Consider the following 25,801-nt stretch of genomic DNA (forward strand, 5'->3'; position numbering starts at 1 on the left):
GTTCATCATGAAGGAGTGAAGTATGATAGTAGAAATCAATCCACTTGGCAGCATGGATTTATTGTCACAACTGGAAGTCGACAAGTTAAAACAATCTTCCACCAGCGAGTTATACCGCTTATATCGCAATTGTTCACTTGCTGTGCTCAATGTTGGCAGTCACACCGACAGCAGCGCTGAAATTTATGATCAGTTTCAAGATTTTGATATTGATGTTATTCGCCGCGAGCGCGGAGTCAAAATTAAATTAATTAATCCGCCCAGCCATGCTTTTGTAGATGGCGAATTAATTGTTGGCATTAAAGAGTTATTGTTTGCGGTGTTGCGTGACATTTTATACACGGGTGTGCGCCTGCGCGATTTAAGCAAAATTGATTTACACGATCCTAGCCATGTCACCCACTATGTTTTTGATATTTTGCGTAACGCGGGCGCAATAAAAACACAAACAGACCCAAATATGGTGGTATGTTGGGGTGGTCACTCAATACGTGAACATGAATATCAATATACCAAAGATGTTGGTTATCAAATGGGTTTACGTGGGCTAAATATTTGTACTGGCTGTGGCCCAGGTGCAATGAAAGGACCGATGAAAGGTGCAACCATTGGTCATTTGAAACAGAGGGTTAAAGGTGCTCGCTACCTAGGTTTAACTGAACCTTCAATTATTGCTGCCGAACCACCTAACCCTATTGTTAATGAATTAGTCATATTGCCAGATATTGAAAAACGCTTAGAAGCGTTTTTGCGTGCAGCGCATGGCATAGTGATATTTCCAGGTGGCGCGGGTACAGCAGAAGAGTTGTTATATCTGCTAGGCATAATGTTACATCCAGCAAATAATAAACAGTGTTTACCTATCGTGTTAACAGGGCCAAGGGAAAGCGCTAATTATTTTGAAGAATTAGACAAATTTGTCCGTGCAACTTTAGGTGACGAAGCAGCTAACTTGTATACGATAATTGTTGATGACCCAACCAAAGTTGCGCAACATATAAAGAGTTATATGACTGAGGTTCGTAATAACCGTAAACAAAGTGGCGATGCTTATCACTTTAATTGGTCGTTAAAAATAGATCCTGCGTTCCAGCAACCTTTTATCCCGAATCATAAAAATGTTGCTGAATTGGACTTGCATTTTGACCAAGAAAAATCTGTGCTCGCAGCTAATTTGCGTCGAACCTTTTCCGCTATCGTTGCTGGTAACGTGAAAGAAGAAGGCATCTTAGAAATTGCACGCAATGGTCCATTTCAAATAAATGGCGACAAAAAATTGATGCTGATGATAGACAAGCTGCTGAAAGCCTTTATTGAACAAGGTAGAATGAAATTACCAGGTACCAAATACGAACCTTGTTATCAAATCGTTCAAACATAAATAAAATATTTAGAAGCTATTATGAAAACCGTCTTAATAACTGGGGCCAATCGTGGTATTGGCCTTGAATTTACCAAACAGTATGCTGAAGCTGGCTACACAGTTTTTGCGACCACCCGAACACCATTAGAATCCGCTGAGTTAAACGCATTAGCTAAAAAGCTTGGCAATATTAAAATTTTGTCGCTTGATATTACCGATGAGAAACAAATCGCCGGTATTAAAAGCATGTTAAATGGCCAAGCCATTGATATATTAATCGCAAACGCAGGATATTATGGACCAAAAGATGAACGTAGTCAGTTTGGCCAAATAGACCAAGTTGAATGGTTGAAAACATTAGAAATTAACACGATTGCACCGCTAAAATTTGCCGAAGCTATGATAGACAATTTGTTGCTTGGGCAAGAACGCAAAATTGCCTTTTTAAGCAGTAAAATGGGTAGCATGAGTGATAACGGATCAGGCGGTAGTTATATTTACCGCAGCTCCAAAGCGGCGCTGAATGCGGTTAGTAAAAGCTTGGCGATAGATTTAGCTGAGTATGATGTGAAAGTGGTTGCCCTGCACCCAGGTTGGGTGCAAACGGATATGGGGGGCCCTAACGCGTTAATTAATACCACTGCGTCAGTAACTGGTTTACGTAAAGTTGTTGATAAGTTAACTGCTAAAACAAGTGGCGGTTTTTACGCTTATGATGGCCAGTCTATCCCTTGGTAACAGAAATTAAACCTCGGCCGTTTGCCGGTTTAGTTGTTGCAAAAAGTTTATTTGCCTTGTGCAAACAACATCAACAACTTATGCAAATGGCCACTGATGGTGCTAGTGATACCGAACAATTAAAAAGCTTGGCAAATAAGCTTGCGCAAACTTGGTTAGCGCCGTCTATTTTAAATAGCTGTTTTACCGCAGCTTTTATCAACTTACCGCTTGTTTTGCCCAGAGCGCAAAAACGTTATTTATCAAGCTGTTTGTTGCTGATAGTTTTTGCGGATATTTATAAACTCCATCCCAAGTTACTGCATAAATTGCTCATTGCCGCGAGTTTACGTGATATTTCAATACTCAAGTTGTTACAGCAGCCAAAGTTAGACAAAAAACACTTGTTGGCAAGTGCATTGCAGTCGGCACAACAAGTACAACAGCGCCAATTAGGCGCCTTGGCTCAGTTAATTGCTTGGCAGTATACAAACACACCAAATGCTTTGTTTAGCCAGCAAGTTTTTAGTCTAGTGTGTTTGATTGTTCATCAGCAAAGCTTAAATCCAACAGCGAACTGGCTACAAATATTAAAAACATTGGTCTGCCAAGATGGCAGTAAAATCCAATTCTCACTACTAGAAAGTTTGTTCAAATACCTAACTGACTTACCTGCTGGTAGTTTAGTTGTTGAGCAAAAACAGCAACAACTGCATTATTTAATGCATTCATCAGAACATGAACAAGATACAATATGTGTCTCTTTAACTGGTGTTTGGCATCATTTTAATAAAGATAGTCTAGCGCTTGCAGCTATAAGTAGCGCGGCAGAACAGGCAAACAAGCTTAGCTTTAAACAAGTACTTGAATGGTGCCAACACAAAAGCTGTGAATTTATTAAACAAGATGAAAAACCAGCGAATGTATCTCAGCATTTATCATTAACTGCATTAAAAACTTTATTAGCGCATTTTCATCAAAGTGCGAATGATCCGGTAGATTTATTAAATCAAGATATACAGGCCCTACCCTATTTACACAATGCATTGTGCACATATGCCAGTGAGCTAGCAGAATCTAATGCTCCAATAAATAAAACGCGCCACGCGATTATGATGTTAGGTTTGAACCGAGTTTATTATTGGCTGATCCGCTACCAAATAGAGTCTTTTTACATTCAGTATCAATACGATCATCAAAACTTACATCAGTTGTACTTATTGCAAGCTCAGTCAGTTGCAGAAAACCTCGCTAACAAATTGAAAATAATTGATAAAGAGCAAGCTAAACTCATGGTTAGCTTGGCTTTTATGCCTTACTTAAACGCACCACAAATTCAAACCTATCAGCAAGCACCTGAGTTTTATTCTCACAGTCCAGAATTAATTTTTAAGCACAAAAAACATTACCCACAAGCTTTGTTGGATACGCTGAAAAATGATCTTAGGTTAGAAGACTGGTGTTTAGACGCCTTAGTTGCTTTACAAGCCCCTAGCAAACTACATAACTTTAATCGTAAAACACAACAAACATTTGCACTGTTGGTTTGTGCCTGCACATCTGTTGGTTTAAGTTATGTGGTTTATGACAGTGTAAAAATGTCAGAGGCATTGCCTCAGCCTTTGCAACAAGCACTAACTTTGCTGAACCTTGATTTCACAAGTTTCCAACAAATTCAGCAAGAGAATAGTCAAGATAACAACTTATACAGCCCGCTGCCCCGCCTTATTCGCTAAAATGAAATTCGAGTTCATTAAACTAGTTTATTGAACTCCACACACAGGCGACTACTACAAGAGGTTAATACCTATGACAACTCAAAAAATTACAGTCATCCCAGGTGACGGCATTGGACCAAGTATTATTGAATCGGCAGTACAAATTTTACAAAAATTAGACTGTGGATTTGAATTTGATTACGCAGATGCAGGCTTAGTTGCGTATGAAAAAACTGGCGAATTATTACCACAAGCAACCTTGGATTTAATTAAAAAAAACAAGGTTACGTTAAAAGGCCCATTAACAACGCCAGTTGGTGAAGGTTTTACCTCAATTAACGTAACTTTACGTAAGAAATTTGCTTTATACGCAAACTTACGTCCGGTTATTTCGTTTAAAGGCACACGTGCTCGTTACGAAAATATCGACATTATAACCATACGTGAAAACACTCAAGGTATGTATTCTGGTTTAGGTCAAACTTTATCGGATGACGGCGCAACAGCTGAAGCGAAAAGCCAAATTACTCGTGAAGGTGCAGAAGCTATCGTAACTTTTGCTTACGAACTGGCAAAAAAAGAAGGTCGTAAAAAAGTAACAGCAGTACACAAAGCAAACATTTTAAAATCAACTTCGGGTTTGTTTTTAAAAGTCGCGCGCGAAGTAGGCGAACGTTATCCAGAAATTGAATCAACAGAAATGATTGTTGATAACACCTGTATGCAATTGGTGATGAACCCTGAACAGTTTGATGTAATTGTTACAACTAACTTATTCGGTGACATTATCTCTGATTTATGTGCAGGTTTAGTTGGTGGTTTAGGCATGGCACCAGGCGCCAATATTGGTAAAGATTGTGCTATTTTTGAAGCTGTTCATGGCAGCGCGCCGGATATTGCTGGGAAAAACTTGGCAAATCCAACATCAGTAATTTTGGCTTCTGTGCAAATGCTTGAGTATTTAGGTATGAAAGATAAAGCAGATAGATTACGTAATGCAGTTCGCGAAGTTATTGAAACTGGCGATCGTACAACGCGTGATTTAGGTGGTACAGCAGGTACAAGCGAATTTACCCAAGCTGTATTAGAACGTTTATAAAATTCTACCGCTAAAAAATTGTGGCTAGCGTTTAATAGGCTAGCCATTTATCCTGTCTCTGTGTGCCAAAATTGCTGGCTCACATGTGTTTATTTGTCGTAAACTAATAGTTTTTTGTCACAAACCCCGTTTTAGCTTTCTCGTATAGATTAAAAATAATCAACTGATACTTGAGCTAGGCGCATTTTAAAGTTCGCTACATTTATACTGAATCTTCAACTATGATTAGGTTTTAGTATTATTTGATCCCAAGGAATAAAAATGCACCAACAAGTTTTAGACTTTTGGTTTATCGAATTGGAGCCGAACCAGTGGTGGGTAAAAGACCTTGAGTTAGACGCTTTAATTGAACGCCGTTTTGGCGATTTACACCAACAAGCAGCTGCAGGTAAATTGGTCGATTGGCGCGATAACCCTCAAGCCAGCCTAGCTGAGATAATTGTTCTCGACCAATTTTCACGCAATATTTATCGCGATAAAGCTGATTCATTCGCCCACGATGCACTTGCTTTGGCACTCGCACAACTGGCAGTTGCCAAAGGTTTTGATCTTAAACTCAATGATACTGAACGCAGCTTTTTGTATTTGCCTTACATGCACAGTGAATCGGCTGCTGTGCACTCAACAGCCGTTGAATTGTACCAAACACTGGGTTTGGCAAATAATCTTGAATTTGAACTCAAACACAAAGCTATTATTGATAGGTTTGGCCGCTATCCGCATAGGAATACTATTCTTGGCCGAGTTTCCACTGATGAAGAGCAAGAATTTTTGAAGCAGCCAAATTCAGGATTTTAGCTGCTATTAAACTCAGTTATCAGCTAACTTGAGCGCAACCGATCTAGTTGAAATTAATCATCTAATGATTGATTAAAATTTGGGAAGCCATTTTCATCCCAAGTAATTACACGAACGCGTGTATGGCGGTTTGGATCGGTTAACGGATTACCGACTAATTCACGATAGTAACGCGCATGGTAAATTAACAAATCTGTTTTGCCGTCTTCAGCTACAGTAAAACTATTGTGTCCTGGGCCAAATCGTTTAAGACCCGCATCTGTATAAAACACAGGTTCTTTGGATTTATTCCAAGCGTTTACATCCATTAAATCGGCGTCGACATCAGCCCATAACAAACCCATAGCATAATTGTCATCGGTCGCGTTGGCCGAATAAGTGACAAATATTTTGCCATTGCGAATCAACACAGCAGCACCTTCATTCACTTTATATTTGCTGGTTTCCCAAAACTCAGTTGGTTTGGTAATCGCAATAATCTTGCTGGTATCAATTGACGTTGGGCTGGTCATTTCGGCTAACCACAAAGCTGAGTTGTATTCCCACTCTTTGTTTGCTTGTGCCCATATCATGTAACGCTTACCTTTGTGTTCAAAAACTGTTGCATCCAACGCAAAGTTTTCCCAACCTGTTTTGATTTGTCCCTCTTCAACCCACTCACCTTCCATAGGGTTGGCAGACGCGTTAGACAAAGCATACACACGAATATGCCATTTGTTTTCAACGCTAGAAGCTGCAAAATAAACGTACCATTTGCCATCTAATTTATGCAGTTCAGGTGCCCAAATGTGCTCACTCATTTCACCACTTTCGTGTTTGCGCCAAATTTCCTTTTCAGTTGCACTGCTCAAACCATTAATGGTTTTTGCGCTACGCAACATAATTCGGTCAAACTTTGGTGATGTCGCAATAAAATAATAACTGCCATCCGTATCTTTATGGATCCAAGGATCAGCGCGCTGCTCAACGAGTGGATTAATATAATCAAACTGATTATCTCCACTTTGATTAACCATTCCACAGCCAGTAAAAAGCGCTGTTATAACAATCATCATCAGCGATTTAATCGCCAATTCCAATTTTTCAAATTTACTTCGATTTAATAACACCAAAAATAATCGCATCTTAAAAAACTCCAGTTGTTTGCGGTTAGTGCAATTTAATTGCCTTACAAAATATACGACGACAAAAATGTCAAAACCCATAAAGCAAATTTTTAAGACACTGATTTTTAATCAAAATAAAAAATTATTAAATAATATGAAAATATTTTTTAAGGGTTTGTAGGAATACACCGTCTGTAATTAATAGGGGCAGAAAACACAATTTAATAACATTAAATAAGAATGTGTTTTCTCCCTTACAACAAAGTACCAACAAAAAATCAGACGATAATTCTTAAGCGGGAGACAGAATATGTATTTAAAACATATCCCTTTTATACCAACCGCAATAGCACTGACTATTGCAACAAGTATCAAACTAAATGCTCAAGAAGTTGAGCAAACAACAAATGAAGAACAAACTCAGGCAGAAGCAAAAAAGAAAGCAGACGCAACTGAAGTGATTCAAGTTACTGGGTTAAGAGCCAGTATGATCAAGGCGCAAGAAATTAAAATGACTTCAGATTCAATTATGGATGTAATTGTCGCCGAAGACATAGGTAAATTACCGGATAAAACCGCCGCCGAAAGTATTGCTCGCATCACGGGTGTGCAAGTAACGCGCTCGGGTGATGAAGCAAACGGTGTACTTATTCGTGGTTTACCTGATGTAACAACCTCATACAATGGCCGTGAAATTTTCACCGGTGAATTGCGCCGCGTTCAGCTAATGGATATGCCATCACAAGCTATTGCAGGCATTGAAGTATACAAGTCGGGTACTGCAAAAGTGATAGAGCCTGGGTTAGCAGGTTTAGTAAACATTCGAACCAGTCGCCCATTTGATTTTGCCGACCAAATTGTTGCTGGTGGTATCCATGTTAGTTATAACGATCAAAGCGAAAGAACCGATCCTAACTACAACTTGTTATATTCTAACCGATGGCAAACAAGCTTAGGTGAAGTTGGTTTTCTAGCGAATGTCACTAAAGCACAATCGCAATACTACAATGGCGTGCGCTACGGTGAACCTTTTTATCCAAGAGGCGCTGAATGGTGGGACATTTCACCAGAACAATATGCAGATGGTAACTTTACCTTTCCAATTGATGTAGGTATTTACAATGATGGCGGCAAACGTGAACGTCCTTCTGCCAATGTCGCTATTCAATGGAAGCCAAATGATAATTTAGAGCTTTATTTTGATGGCATTTATCAAGGCTATAGAGGCAAAGGTTACATTGATAAGTTTTGGACCAACCTGAATTTTTGGCATCCTGAATTTGGCGACCCAAAATTAACTGACGTCGTACTCGTTGAAGGAACTGAAGATCAAGCACAAAGCTTCACCAAAAGCGGTGGTATACCTCAAGAGGGTTTTCGTAGCACCAACGAAGGTAAAACCAATACCAATCAGGTGGCAACAGGGGCAATTTGGACATCGGACAATTTAAAAATACACACTGACCTTGCTTATACCAACAGCCGCTTTGATCTAAACGAATGGAGTTTGGACTTTGCATTAACCGAACCTCAAACCGTAACGGCAAATTTTAATACAGGTAAAGGGGTTGCTTGGGATTTACCTAACTTTAATGTTATGGATGAGTCTTTGTATAAATGGCGTGGTTATTTTGAACGAACCCTAGTCACCGAGGGGGATGGCCTGCAGTGGCGTACCGACTTTACCTACTATACTCCGTGGGACTTAGTATCACGCATAGAAACAGGTTTTAGATATTCAGATAGAAATGCCAGCATTAAATCTGGTGCACGTTACGCGCGCACAATGGATTTGAATATTCCACTAACTGATCTGCCCGTTGGCGAGCTGAGTTTAACCCTGAATCCTTTCCGCGGTGATGAACAAGGTTTTACCCAATATCTAGTGCCTTCACGTGAAGGTATTGCAGCAAACAATAAAGAACTACGTCAATTAGCTTATGAAGCTTTACAAGAACTGGTCGTTACCCAGCCTTGGGTACAAGCTGATTTAGACAGATATGCCAAAGAAAACGTAGAACTTGACCCAGCAACATACTTTTTAGCTAATGAAAAAAGTTATGCTGCCTACCTACAAAGTGATTATATCCTTGATGCTGGCTCTATCGAAATAGATGGTGTAGTTGGTGTTAGAGTTATCAGAACCGATATTGAAATGAGCGGGACATCAACTGTTAACAATGGTGAAGGCGGCGTAATTAACGAGCCAAGAAACTCCAAAGACAGCTACACAGATGTTTTGCCAAATGTCAGTTTGCGTGCCAAATTAACGGACGACTTGCAACTTAGGTTAGGCTACACCAAAACCCGTACTAAAGTGCATTTTGGTGATTTAAACCCAGCTTTAAATATTAGCCAGATTGTTGACAGTGGTGAAACTGATCCGAATGCCCCAGAAGAAGATTGGGATGCAATAGGTCATTCAGGTAATCCTGACTTAAAACCTCTAACATCAACTAACTATGACATCAGTTTAGAGTACTATTTTTCTGAAACTGGTTATTTAAGTGCTGCCGGTTTTTACCGCGACTTATTTGGTTTTACTAAATGGTTTGAACGTAATATAGAGACGCCTGACTATGGAACGGTAAGACTTAACCGCCCAGAAAACACAGGTGAAGGCGAAGTATACGGTTATGAATTAAACGCACAAACCTTCTTTGACTTTTTCCCAGGTGATTGGAAGCACTTTGGTATTAGCGCAAATGCAACCTACCTCAAAGGCAAAATTGCTCAACCAACAGTATTTGGCGAGCAAGGTGAATATGGACCTATCTTAGGTCTATCAGATTGGACATATAATGCGGCAATTTTCTTTGAAAAAGGCGCGTTCGGTACACGTTTGTCATATAACTATCGCACGCCATGGGTATACGACACTCAATTTCACGAAGGTCAATTGTATGACCGCAAAACCAGAGCGCGTGACCGCCTAGATTTTTCAGTTCGCTACGATATTACTGAAAATTATTTGGTGTACGCAGACATAGGTAACTTACTTGCTCGACCATTTAGAAATTATAGCCAAATTACCCCAAACCAATACTTCCCTATCGATGTGCGAGATGAAGGACGTTATTTTGGCTTAGGTTTTAGATTTAAATTTGAATAAAGTCGCCAAGTTTAACCTGGCAAAAAATGTAGTTAAAAAGAGGTTTAATATGAAAAAGTGGGCAATTGCCACATTGTTGAGTATGTATACATGTTCTAGTTATGCTGCTAATCCAGCGATAACAGACGTTTTTACCGCAGATCCGGCTCCTATAGTGGTAGATGATACTGTATACGTTTATGTTGGACGTGATGAGGCAGCAATCGATCAAGGTTATACCATGAACGAATGGCTAGTTTATTCATCCAAAGATATGGTGAATTGGCAGTCACATGGCTCGCCACTTCGACCAACTGATTTCACTTGGTCTTCTGGTGCAGCTTGGGCTGGTCATGTAATTGAGAAAAATGGCAAGTTTTATTGGTATACCACAAGTGATCACAAAACCATTCACGGCAAAGCAATTGGTGTAGCCGTTAGTGACTCGCCGACTGGCCCGTTTAAAGATGCACGTGGTAGCGCATTGGTGACCAACGACATGACTAAAGCAACAGCGATTAGCTGGGATGATATCGACCCTGCTGCGTTTATCGATGACGACGGCCAAGCTTGGTTATATTGGGGTAATCAAAAAGCGTATTACGCCAAACTAAAAGACAATATGATTGAGCTAGACGGGCCAATTCATGTTGTACCTGACGAGCAAGTTAAAGGATTTACTGAAGCGCCTTGGATACACAAAAAAGGTGATACCTATTACCTTTCGTACGCAGTGGGCTTTCCAGAAAAAACCGCTTATTCAACAGCAAAAAGTATTACTGGACCGTGGAAATATCAGGGGTTAATTGCCGAAGGTGCGGCTAATTCCAATACAATCCACCAAGGTATTATTGATTTTAAGGGTAAAAGTTATTTCTTTTACCACACAGGTATGATGCAACACCCAGAAACGGGTGGTAGCTTCAGACGCTCAATGGCGATAGATTATCTCCATTACAACAGTGATGGTACTTTGAAAAAAGTAATCCAAACGAGCGAAGGTGTCGCACCAGTTAAATAACAGGTGCATCCATAAAGCTTTGAGGATGTGTCCCCTCAAAGCTTTATTTTCACAGTTAAAATTTGTAACTCAGCCCCAAGGCCATCTGCCGCCCTTCCTTTCTAACATCAATTGGATAACGCACTCCGGAGCCAAAATAACTGCTGTTGCGAAAAGGCTTATTTAATATATTTTGCACGTCAAAATACACTTTATAATTTTCAGCTAATTTAAGGCTCAGCGAAAAATCTAACCTGTGGCGTTCGTTGGTTCTAGCCTGATATTGGTTGGAATCATCAAACTGAATATTGTTGAAATGCAGCCAAGGTGAGCGATAGTTATACGAAATTCGTGCGCCAAACTTATTGGTTTCGTAAAACACAATACCGTTGACTGTCCATTTTGATAAGCCGACTATGTCTGAATATCCAATAAAATGGCCTTGAGCATCAACTTCTGCGGTTTTCCCCTTAACCAGAGTCGCGTTAATGCTAGTGCCAACACCATCAAATGTTTCAGGCAAAAAATCCAAAAAGCTTAGCCAATTGAATTCATAACCATACAATTGCCCTCGGCCATTATTAGCTGGCTGAGTTAAATTGATGAGGCCAAATTCTGCATCAAATACGCTGTTGTTTTGTGGATGTAAAAAACCATAAATGTCGCGATAAAACAGCGAAAAACTGATATGGTCTGACTGTGAATAATAATGCTCTAGAGAGAGGTCAAAATTGTCTGAAATAAGCGGCGTTAAATTTGGATTCCCGCCAATTGCACTTGCTTCTTCTGCTTGCACATGAATTGAACGCGCTGGGTTTAACTCAGAAAAATTCACTTTGGTTAACCCCCGATTGTACGCAAAGCGCAAATGCAAACTGTCGGAAAAGTGTTGGCGTATATTTAAACTCGGTAACCAATAAAACTGGTTGTTTTTACTACTTTGATAATAGTAATCGGCTTGCCCTTCTATTGTTTTAACACTATTGCCGTCAACTTTAGTATTAAGTTGTATAGCTCGCACGCCGAGATTTCCATCCAAGTTAACAACTGAATTATCTAGTTCAAAATTAGCTTGTAGGTAGGCTGCAAAACTTCTCTCGTTTGCTTGATATAGACTAAGGGGATCAATTAGCGGCTGCACAGATGCAAAAGGCGCAGTCGCAAAATTTTGTGCAGCGAGCGCGTTAAAACTTGCGAGGCGTAATTTATCTTTGTTGGCTATGATAGTCTTACGAATTGGTACTAGATATTGGCGAAAATAGTCACCTTTAGTAGAAAAATGGCTATCTGTCGCTTGCCATTTAAATTGAGCTAAATCATCAATTAACAGCATCTGATTACGTGTATCTGCATATCGCCAAGCACGCTGCAGTTGCGCATGTCTGTTAGTCAAACGAATACCCGATTCAATTTGGCTGATAAAAGTGTCGCTTAAGTCGTAACTAAAATCGGCGCGCCACTGCACATCATCGCCGGCGGAATCAAATTTTTCTTCGTAGTAACCGCGCCACAAGTAATTGCGCTGCTCTTGCCAAGCAAAACTAGGCAAACGAAAAACTGCTCCCTTGTCTTGAACAAATTTAGCTTCTAGATATTGTGCTTGGGTAATTAAATAATCCAAACTCCAAGTTTGACTAGCAAAGGTCGAGTGGGTAAAAGCAACTTCGGTGGCGAAATCAAATGCATCGACATGGCCCTTTATCCCAGCTGCGATCTGCCAAGTATTGGTTTTTTCATCAATGTTGCTTCTATATCCTTGTGGATTTGAGGGATTAGTTATAGCAAATTGGCTAACTTGTGGCTGCGAGGGGGTGACCAATTGCAGCTGGTTAAACTGAGCGTCGGGGTTTACCAAATTAACGTCAAATAAATCTATGTAATTTTCAGCTCTATAGCCTTGATGTATGCCTTCAAAATAAACTTCAAAATGTTCATCGTTGCGCCACTGAATGGCAAAATTAGCCGAACTTCGTCCCCTATCACCACCAACATTATACAAACCCAAACTGGTCGGTAATATAACCTCGCCTATGTCGGTTGAGTTTAATTGCTGAAAGCTCGGCGCGGCATAACGTACGCTATTTAAATAATTGTCGTGGCGTAAATTGATATTCGCCAACATGCCTAGTTCACCACCTGATGCCAGATCTGTCCTGTTAGAATAGAGCAAATTGCCGCTACCGCCGTTTACAGTTAAAGCTTGATCAAAGCTCAAATCAAACTGACCCAAAACTTGCTGGCCAGTAAAATCAAACGGCCGATAAGTTGTTGCGTTCACTGTGCCAACCATTCCAGATTCCAGCATTTTTGCTGAGACTGATTTTAACACCTCGATGCTTTTCAGTGATTGCGACGGCATATCTTGCAATTGGACTTTGCGTAACTCTGCAGTAAATATTTCTCGACCATTATAGGTTGTGTTGTAGTCCGGCAACCCTCGTACAATAATGCCATTCACTTCGTCTTTGTAGCGAAACACCTGCACGCCGCTTAACCTCGCTATGCTCTCTGCGGCTGAATTGTCCGGTAACTTACCTATGTCTTGTGCGATAACTAAATCGACAATCGAACTTGCATTACGCTTGATGTCCTGCGCTTGAATAACACTACTGCGTATACCATTAACACGGATAACTTCAGTCTTATCTAGCTGTTCATCTAGTTGTGTGTTATCAACAATAATAGCTGGCGAAGATTCAAGTGGCTGACGGCTGCGATCGGCTACTATTTTTATTTCTAACCCAGATGTTGTGGCTGCCAAGCCTGTATTTAACAGTAAGTAATCTAATGCAGTCGACAAAGAAAAATAGCCATGCAAAGCATTGCCTTGAATTTTTTCAACTTGGTCGTAAGAATAAATCAGAGGTATTTCTGTTTGGCGAGAGAGCTCATTCAGCATACTCGCTAGGCTGGCTCTTTTTATAGTTACATAATATAGTGCTGGGCTAGTTTCTTCGGCAGCCCCATGTTGTGCAACCGCATCAACAGGAAGACTCAAGCCCAAACAAACCAGCTTTATAAATGCAGGTAGTCTCATTTATTTTTCTTTGTTGCGACTAATAATAACCTTGTATTTACCTAGTCTACGCACTTCTAAATCGAAATTGTTTTGTAAACTTGTTAATAAGAATTCAATTTGATTTATTTTGAATCGCCCACCTACACGTAGCTCGGCAAGTTGCTGATCTGCTAAATCAATATCTAATGCAGTGTAGCGCTCAACTTGTGAAATCACAAAAGCTAAACTTTCGCCATTAAAAACCATTTCTCCTTGTTGCCAGGCTTGTCTATTTTGCAATTCTTCTTTGCTCAAACGAGTAATGCTAGTCGCAATTGAACTAGCTCGCGTATCAGCAGCCATTGAACTGTCGATTGATACAAAATCGCCTGCACTCATAAGCGCCAGCTCTGTGTTTTTAGCTGTGTTATTTTTATTGTGAAAGTCAGCAATTTTCTTTAACGGCTCTGTTAATGCCAACGACACTTGCCCTTCGGTGACTTCAACTTCCACATTGTCAGGATTGCTGTAGTCAACAGTAAAAGCAGTGCCAACAACTCGGACTCGGCTATTTGCCGCTACCACATAAAACGGACGATTGTGATTTTTACTAACTTTAAAGTGCGCTTCACCCTCAGCAAGCCAGATGTTGCGGCTGTCATCTTGATAGTTGACCAAGACTTTTGAGTTTGAATTTAAAATGACCTCTGTGCCATCCGGCAAAGAAACAGTTTTATATTCACCAATGTTAGTGGTATAGCTAACAATCGCTTGAGTCTGGTTACTTGCTGGCGTTTGTATAAAATATCCAGCAATCAATACAACAAAACACATAGTCAACACTGCAAAACTCGGTGCACCAAACAAGCTAAATGACTGTTTTGTTGTTTGCTGAGAAGTCGAAGATGCCGACAGAACTGTCTGCGCTATTCGGTCATCCATCCAGAACGCACTGTGTTTGCACAGCATTTTTTTATGCTCAGGGCTTTGTTTGACCCAAGCAGACAACTGCTGTTTTTCTTCATCACTAAGCGGTTCATCCCCGTCTAAACGGACAATCCAATCCCAAGCTTCTAACTCGATTTTGCTTGCACTGTCATTGATTTGTTGGAAACTATTCACTGTGAGTCTCCTGATTTGGCTGGTTGGCCTGTTTCACCATATTTTTGACAAAACAAACCGGCTGATTTGATATGTTTTTCAACACTACTGATAGATATACCTAATTTGCTAGCGATATCCTTGTGCTTGTATCCATATATCTTGCGCAACATAAAAATTTCTCGCGTTTTTTTGGGGAGTAGTTCCATCGCTTCACAATACAATCGAATATATTCGGCAGCTTCTTCTTCACTTTCCATAGACTCGGTTATTTCTTCGGCGGTAATATCTGCGCACTCTTCCAGATAACTGGTCATAACCCTAGATTTTTTAACCATTTCGTCGAGCGCCATATTTTTTGCAATTCGAAATAAATACGCGCGCGGTTGCTGTATTTTACCACCTTGTTCTGCCGCTAAGGCTTTGACATAAACATCTTGCACTAAATCATCAATATCATTTTCAGCTTTAAGGAATTTGCGCATATAATTTTTTAAAAAAGCATTATATTGCAAAAACATGCGCGAAATGGCCGACATTTAATACCCCAAAAAACCTTACGACTAAACCAACAAAGCAGTTGCTAGCATGTTAATAAATCAAAATTAGACTCTCCTATTAAATATAGACGGGGATAGATATATAACCCGTAAAGTTAAAATTAAAATTTTTTAAGTTTTTTTTAATATTTGCTCTTAGGGGAAGAGTGTAACTAGGCGTTTATAAAAAGTTTCAGTACAGTTCCCAACATGCAAATATTTATAATTAAAAACTGCAACACTCAAAACCTGTGTAAAAAAATTCAACAAACGAAAATCTAGCTAGCGGCTCCAACTAAATTAGCTAAATGATGGCATGTTGGGAATTTTAAGAGTAAACAATAAGTTTTAGCTTTGCTCTGGTGTTGCATGCCATTTCCCCTTAAATTATAATGTTACAGGTAACAAAATTAAGGAAGAGCAACTTGGCAAAAGTAATAAGCGAAAAAGACCAACACTGGTTAGCCTTCATTCGCAAAGACAGAATATTCTCCGATGCAACAGCAGAAGTACAAAATCAACTGACGCAACTTCCATACTTGGATGCTCAAAGTTATTTAAAAACTCAAATTGATGAAGCTTCCTTTAAAAAACTAAATGGCCGCTTTCGTGCTTATCTGCATAGACTAAAGTCAGGTAAATCTACATTAACTGTCGATTCATATATTTTGCATAAATTAGATGCGATGAAAAACGCGGTCAGTGCAGATGACTATTCCGATTTATTAGAATATCTGTTAAAACCAGATGGTGCTTACAGCAAAGAGCTTAGTCAATTTCACGCTAATTACACAAATACTCAGCCTAAAATAAATTCAACACAAGACGAGTTTTCTCAGCTGTTCAAATCTTTATATCCGCATCACCAAACTTTAATTAAAGCTGTGCTTGAAGCTACATTTTTACAAGGTGTTTCTGTATCTCGCACTACCCGTTCTATGGATAAAATCGAACAAGTATGCAATGAACACCTAAACTCGCTGATTTTTAATTTAGAAAGAGATAACTAAGGATCAAAAACAAGCATAAATATAAAAGTGTTTTGATAACCTTTTATATTCATTACCCCTGCCATTTTTAATTTCTAATGGATGTATAGGCGGCGGCGTTAAAGATTTTTTACAGGAAAAATTTCCCGTTGCCCGTACAAGCATAGGCAACTTAGCTTTGATCCGCTTTTTCGAACCGGCAAAGAAAACCATGGGTTCGACAGGTTTAGGATCAATAATTTTTAAAGTGATACCTTGTTGAGCATGCCATTCAATTTTATCAATCAATGCTTCAATTTCACTTTGCCAAAAACTTTGTGAAAGCCCCTGCTCAGGTTGGCTAATTCGATTAAATAAACTATTTATCAAACTTGTGTGATCAGAAATTTTTCTGTGAATAAAATCAATGTTCCAACTGAAACTGACGGATGATTGTTTTTCATCTTCGATCTCTATGTGGCGAGTTAACATCAGATGATTTTTCATCGGTAATGAAGAAAACAGCAGATCGTTTTTTACGTAAGTAGACTTTTTGTTTTCATCTAATATATATGTCGGTTTGCCATGTTGAGCAATATAGTCGTGCAGAGATTTTTTAATGTTATTAATCGAAATGATATGCGAAGTTAAACTTTCAAAAATACTGTCGTTGCGCACAGCGACTACACCTGGATAACGGTGAACGAATTTTCCATTCTCACCGGCTTCAATATCAAAGTGACTATAGGCTCGAAAAACCTCTGATAAACTTACCAGTTCACTAAAAGAACTAGGCGACTTATTTAACAGAGATAATGGACCAAGGCGATAAGCAAAAGTTGTAATAGATTGTTGATGTTTAGTTAATTCAGCTTCAAAAGAAGCAATTAGGGCAATCAGTTCTTTAAACAGAGCGCGGACAAAATTAACGTGTTCCACTTAACAATCCTAATGATTAACCGTCAGTCTTTGTTGGTTGACTTTAAAATCTTGTTCAACCGCAGCGTCTGCATTTTTCAGTAATCGTTTCAATCTTGCTTGGTCTATCATGTCATCCACTAAACCACTATTTAAAACGTACTGTCTAACAATGGCATTTTTTGCAGCTTGTGGAAGTCTATCGTAAAGTCTTGATGGGTTACTTTTGTTTTGCGCTTTGGCCGCTTGTTCAATTAAACTTTGTCGTTCTGATTCCGACAACTCATCCATATATTCAGCCACAACACTCGCGTTATATGCACCTTTAACTTCAGCTCTTTTGGCCTTTTTCGCTTCATTTAATTGCTGTTCATAAACAATCTTTTCTTGTTTTTGTTTTTTAAGCTCCTGTTCTAATGAATCTTGAATTTTCGCCCAAACGGGTTCAAAACCTTCTTCATTTCTTTCAAGACAAGTTGTTAAATAGCGTGATTCATTTCCAGGCCGGATAGTGCCGATTTTTTCAATATATTTTTCTAAGCAGTATTGAATGTAGTGATATTCTTTCGAAGATAGTTTGTGCAAAGAATTACTATATCCGTGTTTTTTATCAAAAAAGTTTTCTGCCGCTTGTTTTAATCCCAGTTCGAGTAACTGATTGAGGACTTGTTTAGCCACTCTTTCATTAAGCGTATTGTCTAACGAGTCTTTTAAACTTAAACCAACAAAGATAGTATGTACCGGTTTGCCAATAGTTTTTACTTGAACGTTAAAATCAATAAAATTTGATTCGTTAATGTTTTTAACAGCCTTGGCTAATACCCGCTTGTTGAAATCTCTAAACTCTGCATTTGCCCAAACCTTTTCACCATTTATAATTTCATATGGGCAATCGACAGCTTCGCGAATGCCATCAACTGAATATCGTGTTGAATTCTTACCATCGCGCCAATTACGTAGGCAAAGTTCATAAAACCTCGGGGTATACTTATCGCTCCAAGCAGAATTGATCAAGCTAACATCGTAAGCAATACTAGCAAGTCCACGTAGGTTTAAAAGCTCTCGACGAACTAACGGGTCAATACGTACTGACAAAACTCCGTTGTCAATTTTTGCGCCACTTATAATATGTAAATAACCTGCACTACCTGTATCGTATTCACCTAGCCCCCACTCTACCTGAACTTGCCTAAGTGTTTTTACAGTTTTCTTCGCACTATCTCTATTTGTAGATTTCCAGCCCATAGTCTGACAAAACTCAACCCATGGAACTTCAAATTCTAAAACGCTTTCACCTAATACATCTTCAGCTGTGTCTACACATGTGTAGTGTTCAACAACAAAGTTTTGTAAGCTAACTTGTATTGCATTGAAACATTTAAGCATAGTAGCCGTCATAATTCCGCCTTCCGACGTCATTAGCGATACACGGTCACTTTTATATATCTCGTTTTTTTCTTTTAATGTGAGCTGCTTTTTGTTCATCTAGGCTTGCGTTTTGCGAATGCTGATAAAGTGGCATAGAACATACACTAAGGCCACTTTAAGTGCAATAGCTAGTTATCCACAGGCCATGGGTTAACGTGGCCTTTTTTACGCGTATTGAGGCCTTTTTTACTGCTATCGTGGCCATATTTACGAGTCTCGAGTTTTGACATTCGTATAATCGGCCACAATAAATCGTATTTGTTGCCACATACACAAGTAAAGTCGGCCACCTAATACGTATATAGTGCCACCTTATGTCGTATTTGCAGCCACCTTCTATTATTTTAGGCCACTTTACATTCGTAAGTTATTGTTTTTATTAAGGCGGAAAAAGATCGATCAGATCCATTTATTTATATATATAAAAAGATCTATCTATCTTAAGTGATTGATAAAATTTTTATTTTTTATAAAAGATTTAAAAGACGGTTATTCTTTAAACAAATCTGTTGTTATTCAATTTTAATGTGGCCGTTTTTACGAGAACAATCGAAAATAAGTCGTATTTATGGCCACATTAATTAGTTACGTGGCCTTTTTTACGATATTTTGCATTTAGAAGGGTCGATTTTTTGATATGAAAAATAAAACGTGGCCGAATTTACGAGCAAATAATCTTTAAGGTCGTAATTTCGGCCTCATTTGAAGGAATTCTAGGCTGCATTTGAGTTTAAATTAATTTTTTGACGTGAACATTCGTATTTTTGGCCACTTTTCAGGTACAGCCAACGAGTTTGTGAAGCTTTTATTTCTATTGGTGGCTGCAAATACGTATTTTAATTGAACAAGTCGCTTTTTAGGCCACGTTAGTAAGACCAAATTACAATGTCTTGTTCCAATTTAACTTTTAGGCCTTGCGATATAGTTATGTTTAGTTCATGCATTAGTTTTGAGGACAAACTATCTGATGGAACTTCGATTTCAATGCCTTTATTTAATGTTAGGTGAAAGCTTTCTAAATAGGATTGTGCAATATCATGTAGTAACAAATCTATTTTAGCTTGCTTGATAACAAATACTTGAGTGTCGTTAATACATACATTTAATGCAATTAATGTGTATAACCTCTTGAGTGCTGGATTTTCTTCTTGTTTGATTAGTTCTAGTAACTTGGGTAATAGTATGACTAACGACGAATCTAATATGTTGTAAATTAACTCTATTGGAAATTCGACGACAAATTCTATATTTGTCTCATTTAAAACCTTAGTTACTAGTTTCAGAAAATAACTGTTCGCCTGATTATTATCTGCTTTTATACCAAATGTATATTGAGATAGACGTGTTAATTTTTCATCAAAGTCTTTTTGGGTAATATGTTGAAACTGGCTGGTTGTTAGCTTTAATTGGTTATTGTATAAATCAGCTGACGATAATTCTCTATCAGCCATCATTTCCGCCTGAAGCGTTTTTAGCGAGTAGAGTTCACTCAATATTTCTACATATAAATAGACATCATTTAGATAAACCAACATATTTGTAGAAAAATTCATTTGCTCAAATTCAAATCGGTTTGTTGATTGCAAAAATAGTGAAAACCAGTTGGAGGCAACATTTTGTCTTTGTGATTTTATACTTGTGTCTTGGTCTTTTGACTGCTGAACGTAACTAAAAAAATCTGCTGGTTTATTACCTCTACCCTTGCCTTTTTCTCTTTTCAAAATACCTAGCGATACTAACGATTTTGCAATGTGCCTAACTGTAACTGGCTTTCTCGAAATTTTAATCGCGAGTTCTTCACAACTTAATATTGCTTGTTTTTCATCTTTAATTGTTAGCGCCGCCAATAGTTGTATTTGCGAACTATTTAATAATTTATCTAGTCCAGTAAGATTACTTGTTGTTGTATAAAAGTATGGAGGCTTTCCTAGTTCAGGTAATTCAATTTCAGATGTCATGTTTGTTTCTTAGGTTTTAAAAATAGGATTATTCTTTTGTAAATAGAATATCTGCTATTTAAGGTTCATTCAATATATGCTTAGTCTCGTACGAGACTATAAATATAGTTTGTTTGTTCTTTAACCAACTCAATCTAATAAGAGGTTCCCAATTAGTTACATAATGATCTGTATATAAAAATTTTGGTTAGTCTCGTACGAGACTGACCAAAAATTGATGTACAGCGTTACAAATAGACGTTATCATTTACAAATAGCGTAAGTTGAGGAAACTATTATGAAAGTAATCGCTGTAGCAGCAAGAAAAGGCGGGGTAGGCAAAACATTCTCTGCAACTACCTTAGCTGTACATTTGGCTAGAGGAATAGACGATATTGCACCACTACGGGTTTTGTATGTAGATGGAGATAGCCAACAAAACTCGACCTATTATTTCTTAAAATACTTATCACCCGATACCAAATATCAGACAGCAGAACAATGGCCACTGCCCTCTAATCCTTTGTGCGAACATGGTGGTACTTACAGTATCTCTGACATTTTTGCCGGTCATGATTTTATTGAATATCCGACTATTATCGAAAATTTAAATGTAGTTCCTTCTGACGGTGGAATCGATACTTTTAATGGTCGCTTCAAGAGTGATGAAATTTCTGAAGAACCCTTATCTGCGGTAATTCAACAATTCAAAGGTCTTGTGCGACTAGTTGAAGAGGACTATGACGTTATGATCATAGATACCCCACCCTCTCGTACATATGCAGCACATGCAGCTATTGCAATTGCCGATCAAGTCATCGTGCCAGTTAATTTAGACATATGGAATGTTGAACAAGGTGTGCCTGCTGTTTTAGGCGATATTCAAAATATTGCGCGTCAATACAGAAATCATGATCACGACTTTGTTGGTTTATTCCTTAATAAAGTGAGTAAACGCTTTAACAGAAAAGAGAGCACTTGTTACGATTTACTTAAAGCTATTCCGGGTGCTGCGCCACTCATTCAAGAAGAAGCTTTTACCAAACGTACTGCATTTGAACTTGAATCATTGCCAGATGATCCAGAAAATTTTGAATATATGAAGCAAGAAGATACATTCAAAATGGTTAAAGATTTTGTCGCAAAAATTTACAACAAACTAGAAATTGAAGAGGTTGTATAGTGAAAAGGGCAATAACTAGAAGGTCTTTTGACTCTATCGGTAAAGAGCCTGTCGTTGCGGATACTACTCGTCGCCGTTTTAAAAATAATAAATCTACTACGACTGTATTGAACAATGTGCTGTTCAATCCGTTAAACAGTCGAATTGCCACTTCACTTATCAGACGTGTAAATGATTCCGTTGTTAGTAAGTATAACTTGAACACTATTTCACAGCAGCAAGCTATCGATTCTTTAGATTCATGGGTTAGTGAAGTTCCACAAAATGAAGTTCTTTCTTTTATCGAAGGTCACTCTTCTGAAGACTATTCAGCATTTGGTGTTGATAGAAGTCTCGTACAAGACATTCGAGTACTCTACCCTCTCACTGAAAATGAAGGTGTGTTCGTCGGCAAAGGTTTTGCTTTGGTTAACATTGCGGATGAAAAACTAAACGAAATTGCATCAAGTTTTTTAGAGTCTGTGTTTAGAGTTGCCGATAATATAAATGCCGGTGCCCTACTCCAAGATAAAATTAAAACCATGCATATTCGTGGTCAAAAATATTTGATTACAGGTGGTGGTCACCGTCGTGCTGTTGCATTAGGTTATGTAGATGGTTGGCAATCTTCACAAGATATAGAAGTAGAAGTCACAGCGGAGACTTCGCTGTTAGACTTATATACAGAAAACAATAGTAAAGAATCCGAAACTAAGTTTGAGCGATTATTAGCGCAGCACCGCTTGTATATTTTCTTAAAAGATAAAAATACTTCTGCCGATGATATGCGTGCAAAACTACAACTTTCACGCTCTTGGTATTTTAAATTAATTAAAATTTTAAAACGCCCCACTGTTATTGATTTAATAAAATCTAACCCAGCGATTTTAGAGTCAGTTGGTTTAGAAACTATTTCTAAATTAATTGATGGTTTGGCTGAATATGAATCAGACGAAGCGCGTTTTATTAACGCATTAGATCAAGCGTTGAACGAATATGGATCGTCAAATAATAGCGAAGAAGAAAAAGTCTCGCACGAGACTAAAACTCCAAGTAGTAAAATTGATGCTGTGGCATATTCAAAATCAGTTAAAACAACCAATAAAATGCTATCAAAAATTGTCAAAGAACCCGCCTCTTTTACTGGTTTATTTAAACTGATTTTTCCAGAAATTGAACATGAGCAGATTGAACCGGAAAAGCAGCATCAAATGCTGCATGAAAAACTTAAATCTATCATGACAGATGCATAAACAAAAAGGCCTCATTTGAGGCCTTTTTTATCCTTTGCTTCCGCCGAGCGACTCTAACCATATTTTTGGTAACCCAACTGTAAGACTCTCTAATACTGAATTAAAGTTCCGGTCTCGTGCGAGACTATCAAACTCGTGTGGATCTTTAGCATGATAAAATAACTCCTCGCTGCTATCTAAATTTATACCCAAGCTACTTGAAGAAGCATGTTTCACCGCTATCAAAGCGTTTTTAGTACAAGGCATGTAAATACAGGAATCTAGACACCTTTCAAATTAACGTAACACTGCAATAGAAACGCTGTGAAGCTCGTAAAAGGCAGGGATAAAATCTCGCATCTTCAAATAGTTTGGGTATGAGTTGTTTGCTAGGTGCTGAAAACATTTGTTCACAATAGGTTGCAATTGTAGGAAGTTAAAAATCAGATATTTTGAATTTATAAATACTGACAAATCTATTCCATCTAATTATCTGTGGTTTTGCCAAGGCATGCTAACTTAATTAGGCTAGGGTACAAGTCAATTGAGCTAACTGGTTGCGAAACCAATTTACCATTTTTTGAGTGGCCAGATATACGCAGGAATGCTGGGACGCGAGCCAACTCTTCCGAAAGTGTCGCTTTTTTAGATGATCTTTTTCTCCAAGGTGAAATCCATAATCGGATAATATCAGCGCATTGTGTTGTCGTTATACTGACTCTGCTCTAATGCTTGACTAACCCTGCTAACATACCAATGAGCAAAAGCGGTTGTTGTTAGATACTCATATAAAATGTACATCCAATTATTCGGTTAGTCCATTCGAGCATTTCTCCAGCGTTCGTTGCAAATTTTCAACAACTCAATAATTTGTTGCGGCACATCAATTAAATTTTTGACTTATATCCTAGTGGAAGTAGAATCTTGTCAGTCTCGTACGATTCAAAAAACGTTTCGGAACGGTACAAGGTGTGTTAGTGCGCCATAAACCACACACGATAAAAATGGATTATTATGTTTGTGGTTTTTTTGTGTTGAATCCATGATCTGCTCTTGCGCCAATAAGTACGGGCCAAAGCCGGTTTTAATTACTTTGTTCTCCCAAATTGATTGTTCGCGACCTTGTTGCAAAAGCTCGTGAAATAACTTCCCGTGAACAAAAATTGTGTAGCCTTGAAATTTACACAGCTCGGGCAATGTTAAGCCATTTTGTAATTGAACTATTGTGTGCCATGGAGCTGAGCCATTTAAATATGTGCCTGTGTTGTGCGGTTACATACCACTGAAAAATGCCGTACGTGATGGGCCACATACAAGTTTGGCGGATGGATAGGTAAAGGCAACAATTAAATATTACTTACATTGAAATTGAAAATATGCACAACTAAGTAAATTAATGGCTGGCGTTGGTGAGGAATAGTTATTTTGGTTACTAGCTCGCACAAAATTATTCTATGCTTTGTTTCTACTAACGAAAATTACACAGAGTTAGAGTAGGGGAGACATGGTTTAAACTTTATTTATAAAATTGTTACAGGTAACAATTTATTGAACTGCGAACAGCAAACTATTCCTCAAGTTACCGATAGACTATTTCTAATGAAAAAAGATATCCGTTAATGAAAGTTTCAAACGAACACCTGTTGTGATTAGCAAATTGTTCTGAGCAGAACATAACATAGCTGTGCACTTTACAAGGCACCAATGATAAGTTAATGGTACGCTTATTCTATGTATTTGACAGGTTAAACGGTTAAATGTGGATGTTATTTAACACGCAATGCATTAGGCTAGTTAGATCATCAGCTTGCTTTCTTCTCGACAATTGTTATTGCTTTTTAGTAAGCTGAAGGTGGAGCTTATGCACCACGGAAACCTATATGAGAAAAATAATTTATATTAGCTTGCTTATAATTTTAGTGGGTAGTCCAATTTTATATTTATACGCTAGACCTATGTGGGTTCCGGCATATCAAAAAATTATGGGAAAAAGCACAGTTGAACAAGTAGTAGCTGATTATGGAGCTGATGCTAAATCTAGATTAACTCCTCATTTTGATGAGGTGGGGCTGGAATTTCCGCCTAAAAACATTTCTTTGCTCGCAATTAAAGATGAAAAAATACTAGAACTCTGGGCAAGTGATGGCAAAAGAGAAAAATTAGTAAAAATATATCCGATAAAGGCGGCTAGTGGAGTATTAGGCCCCAAACTTAGAGAGGGAGATAAACAAGTCCCTGAAGGCTTTTATATACTTGAATATTTAAACCCTAACAGCGCCTTTCATTTATCAATGAAGCTCAATTATCCAAATCAGTTTGACCTTAAATATGCAGAAATAGAAGGGAGGCGCGAACCTGGAACTAACATTTTTATACATGGAAAAGCGGTATCGCTAGGCTGCTTGGCGATGGGAGACCCTGCCATTGAGGAGCTATTCGTATTGGTTTCTGAAATTGGTATAAGCAACGTAAAAGTTGCTATTGTTCCTAAAGATCCTCGAAAAATTAGTATCTTATCTCTAGCACCCAACAATAAGCCTTGGATCAAAATATTGTACTCGGATCTTACCAAGTACTTTCAGCAATATGATGATGCTACAAATTAACCGTAATGCTGTTAGCAAGA

General features: G+C 38.3%; 18 protein-coding genes. 11 read left to right on the plus strand and 7 right to left on the minus strand.

All coding sequences use genetic code 11. The features are described 5' to 3' along the window. The first annotated feature begins 22 nt into the window (after positions 1-22). From ppnN to WSC_RS0114550, 5 genes are all read left to right on the plus strand, one after another. Positions 23-1,381, plus strand: a complete 1,359-nt coding sequence (gene ppnN / locus WSC_RS0114530; RefSeq protein ID WP_016956674.1) for a nucleotide 5'-monophosphate nucleosidase PpnN — start codon at positions 23-25, stop codon at positions 1,379-1,381. Positions 1,382-1,402: 21 nt separating this feature from the next. Beyond that, entirely contained in the window at positions 1,403-2,101 is a 699-nt protein-coding gene (locus WSC_RS0114535; protein ID WP_016956675.1) for an SDR family oxidoreductase, read from the plus strand. Continuing rightward, the gene (locus tag WSC_RS0114540) at positions 2,095-3,816 is read left to right on the plus strand and encodes a hypothetical protein (RefSeq protein ID WP_016956676.1); all 1,722 of its coding nucleotides are present in this window, start codon (positions 2,095-2,097) and stop codon (positions 3,814-3,816) included. The genes WSC_RS0114535 and WSC_RS0114540 overlap by 7 nt, the downstream gene beginning before the upstream one ends. 73 nt (positions 3,817-3,889) lie before the next feature. Further along, complete coding sequence (locus WSC_RS0114545) at positions 3,890-4,897, plus strand: isocitrate dehydrogenase (RefSeq protein WP_016956677.1); 1,008 nt, start codon at positions 3,890-3,892, stop codon at positions 4,895-4,897. A 261-nt stretch (positions 4,898-5,158) separates the two neighbouring features. Then, a complete protein-coding gene (locus WSC_RS0114550; protein WP_016956678.1) occupies positions 5,159-5,695 on the plus strand; it encodes a DUF924 family protein in 537 nt (178 codons plus the stop codon). Between the two features lie 53 nt (positions 5,696-5,748). On the opposite strand, the gene WSC_RS0114555 is transcribed toward WSC_RS0114550, so the two are convergent. After that, a complete protein-coding gene (locus tag WSC_RS0114555; protein WP_202802010.1) occupies positions 5,749-6,819 on the minus strand; it encodes a glycoside hydrolase family 43 protein in 1,071 nt (356 codons plus the stop codon). Positions 6,820-7,111: 292 nt separating this feature from the next. Here WSC_RS0114555 and WSC_RS0114560 point away from each other — a divergent pair, with 292 nt between their 5' ends. Both WSC_RS0114560 and WSC_RS0114565 read left to right on the plus strand, forming a co-directional pair. Then, positions 7,112-9,913, plus strand: a complete 2,802-nt coding sequence (locus WSC_RS0114560) for a TonB-dependent receptor (protein ID WP_016956680.1) — start codon at positions 7,112-7,114, stop codon at positions 9,911-9,913. 49 nt (positions 9,914-9,962) lie between these two features. After that, complete coding sequence (locus WSC_RS0114565; protein ID WP_016956681.1) at positions 9,963-10,913, plus strand: glycoside hydrolase family 43 protein; 951 nt, start codon at positions 9,963-9,965, stop codon at positions 10,911-10,913. A gap of 55 nt (positions 10,914-10,968) precedes the next feature. On the opposite strand, the gene WSC_RS22980 is transcribed toward WSC_RS0114565, so the two are convergent. The 3 genes from WSC_RS22980 to WSC_RS0114580 are packed head-to-tail and all read right to left on the minus strand — an operon-like array spanning position 10,969 to position 15,530. Next, positions 10,969-13,890 carry a TonB-dependent receptor gene (locus WSC_RS22980; protein ID WP_169315481.1) on the minus strand — a complete coding sequence of 974 codons (2,922 nt, stop codon included), beginning with the start codon at positions 13,888-13,890 and terminating at the stop codon, positions 10,969-10,971. A gap of 39 nt (positions 13,891-13,929) precedes the next feature. Beyond that, the gene (locus WSC_RS0114575; protein ID WP_016956683.1) at positions 13,930-15,012 is read right to left on the minus strand and encodes a FecR family protein; all 1,083 of its coding nucleotides are present in this window, start codon (positions 15,010-15,012) and stop codon (positions 13,930-13,932) included. Next, positions 15,009-15,530, minus strand: a complete 522-nt coding sequence (locus tag WSC_RS0114580; RefSeq protein ID WP_016956684.1) for a sigma-70 family RNA polymerase sigma factor — start codon at positions 15,528-15,530, stop codon at positions 15,009-15,011. Before WSC_RS0114580 ends, WSC_RS0114575 begins: the two co-directional genes overlap by 4 nt. 425 nt (positions 15,531-15,955) lie before the next feature. Here WSC_RS0114580 and WSC_RS0114585 point away from each other — a divergent pair, with 425 nt between their 5' ends. Then, positions 15,956-16,540, plus strand: coding sequence for a hypothetical protein (locus WSC_RS0114585; RefSeq protein ID WP_016956685.1), 585 nt, complete (start codon positions 15,956-15,958; stop codon positions 16,538-16,540). A 3-nt stretch (positions 16,541-16,543) separates the two neighbouring features. Here the strand turns inward: WSC_RS0114585 and WSC_RS0114590 are convergent, their stop codons facing one another. The 3 genes from WSC_RS0114590 to WSC_RS0114600 all read right to left on the minus strand — a co-directional run bounded on the left by WSC_RS0114590 (position 16,544) and on the right by WSC_RS0114600 (position 20,802). Beyond that, positions 16,544-17,437, minus strand: a complete 894-nt coding sequence (locus WSC_RS0114590) for a hypothetical protein (RefSeq protein ID WP_016956686.1) — start codon at positions 17,435-17,437, stop codon at positions 16,544-16,546. 9 nt (positions 17,438-17,446) lie between these two features. Further along, on the minus strand, positions 17,447-18,901 hold the full coding sequence (locus tag WSC_RS0114595) for a replication initiation protein (protein ID WP_016956687.1): 1,455 nt from the start codon (positions 18,899-18,901) through the stop codon (positions 17,447-17,449). Positions 18,902-19,710: 809 nt separating this feature from the next. Further along, entirely contained in the window at positions 19,711-20,802 is a 1,092-nt protein-coding gene (locus tag WSC_RS0114600; protein ID WP_016956688.1) for a helix-turn-helix domain-containing protein, read from the minus strand. A gap of 277 nt (positions 20,803-21,079) precedes the next feature. On the opposite strand from WSC_RS0114600, the gene WSC_RS0114605 reads away from it, so the two are divergent. From WSC_RS0114605 to WSC_RS0114625, 3 genes are all read left to right on the plus strand, one after another. Continuing rightward, the gene (locus WSC_RS0114605) at positions 21,080-21,964 is read left to right on the plus strand and encodes a ParA family protein (protein ID WP_016956689.1); all 885 of its coding nucleotides are present in this window, start codon (positions 21,080-21,082) and stop codon (positions 21,962-21,964) included. Further along, positions 21,964-23,196, plus strand: coding sequence for a hypothetical protein (locus WSC_RS0114610; RefSeq protein ID WP_016956690.1), 1,233 nt, complete (start codon positions 21,964-21,966; stop codon positions 23,194-23,196). The genes WSC_RS0114605 and WSC_RS0114610 overlap by 1 nt, the downstream gene beginning before the upstream one ends. A 1,859-nt stretch (positions 23,197-25,055) precedes the next feature. Further along, entirely contained in the window at positions 25,056-25,781 is a 726-nt protein-coding gene (locus tag WSC_RS0114625) for a L,D-transpeptidase family protein (RefSeq protein ID WP_016956693.1), read from the plus strand. The last annotated feature ends 20 nt before the right edge of the window (positions 25,782-25,801 follow it).

The sequence above is a fragment of the Catenovulum agarivorans YM01 genome (assembly GCF_000281085.1).
Taxonomy (GTDB): domain Bacteria; phylum Pseudomonadota; class Gammaproteobacteria; order Enterobacterales; family Alteromonadaceae; genus Catenovulum; species Catenovulum agarivorans.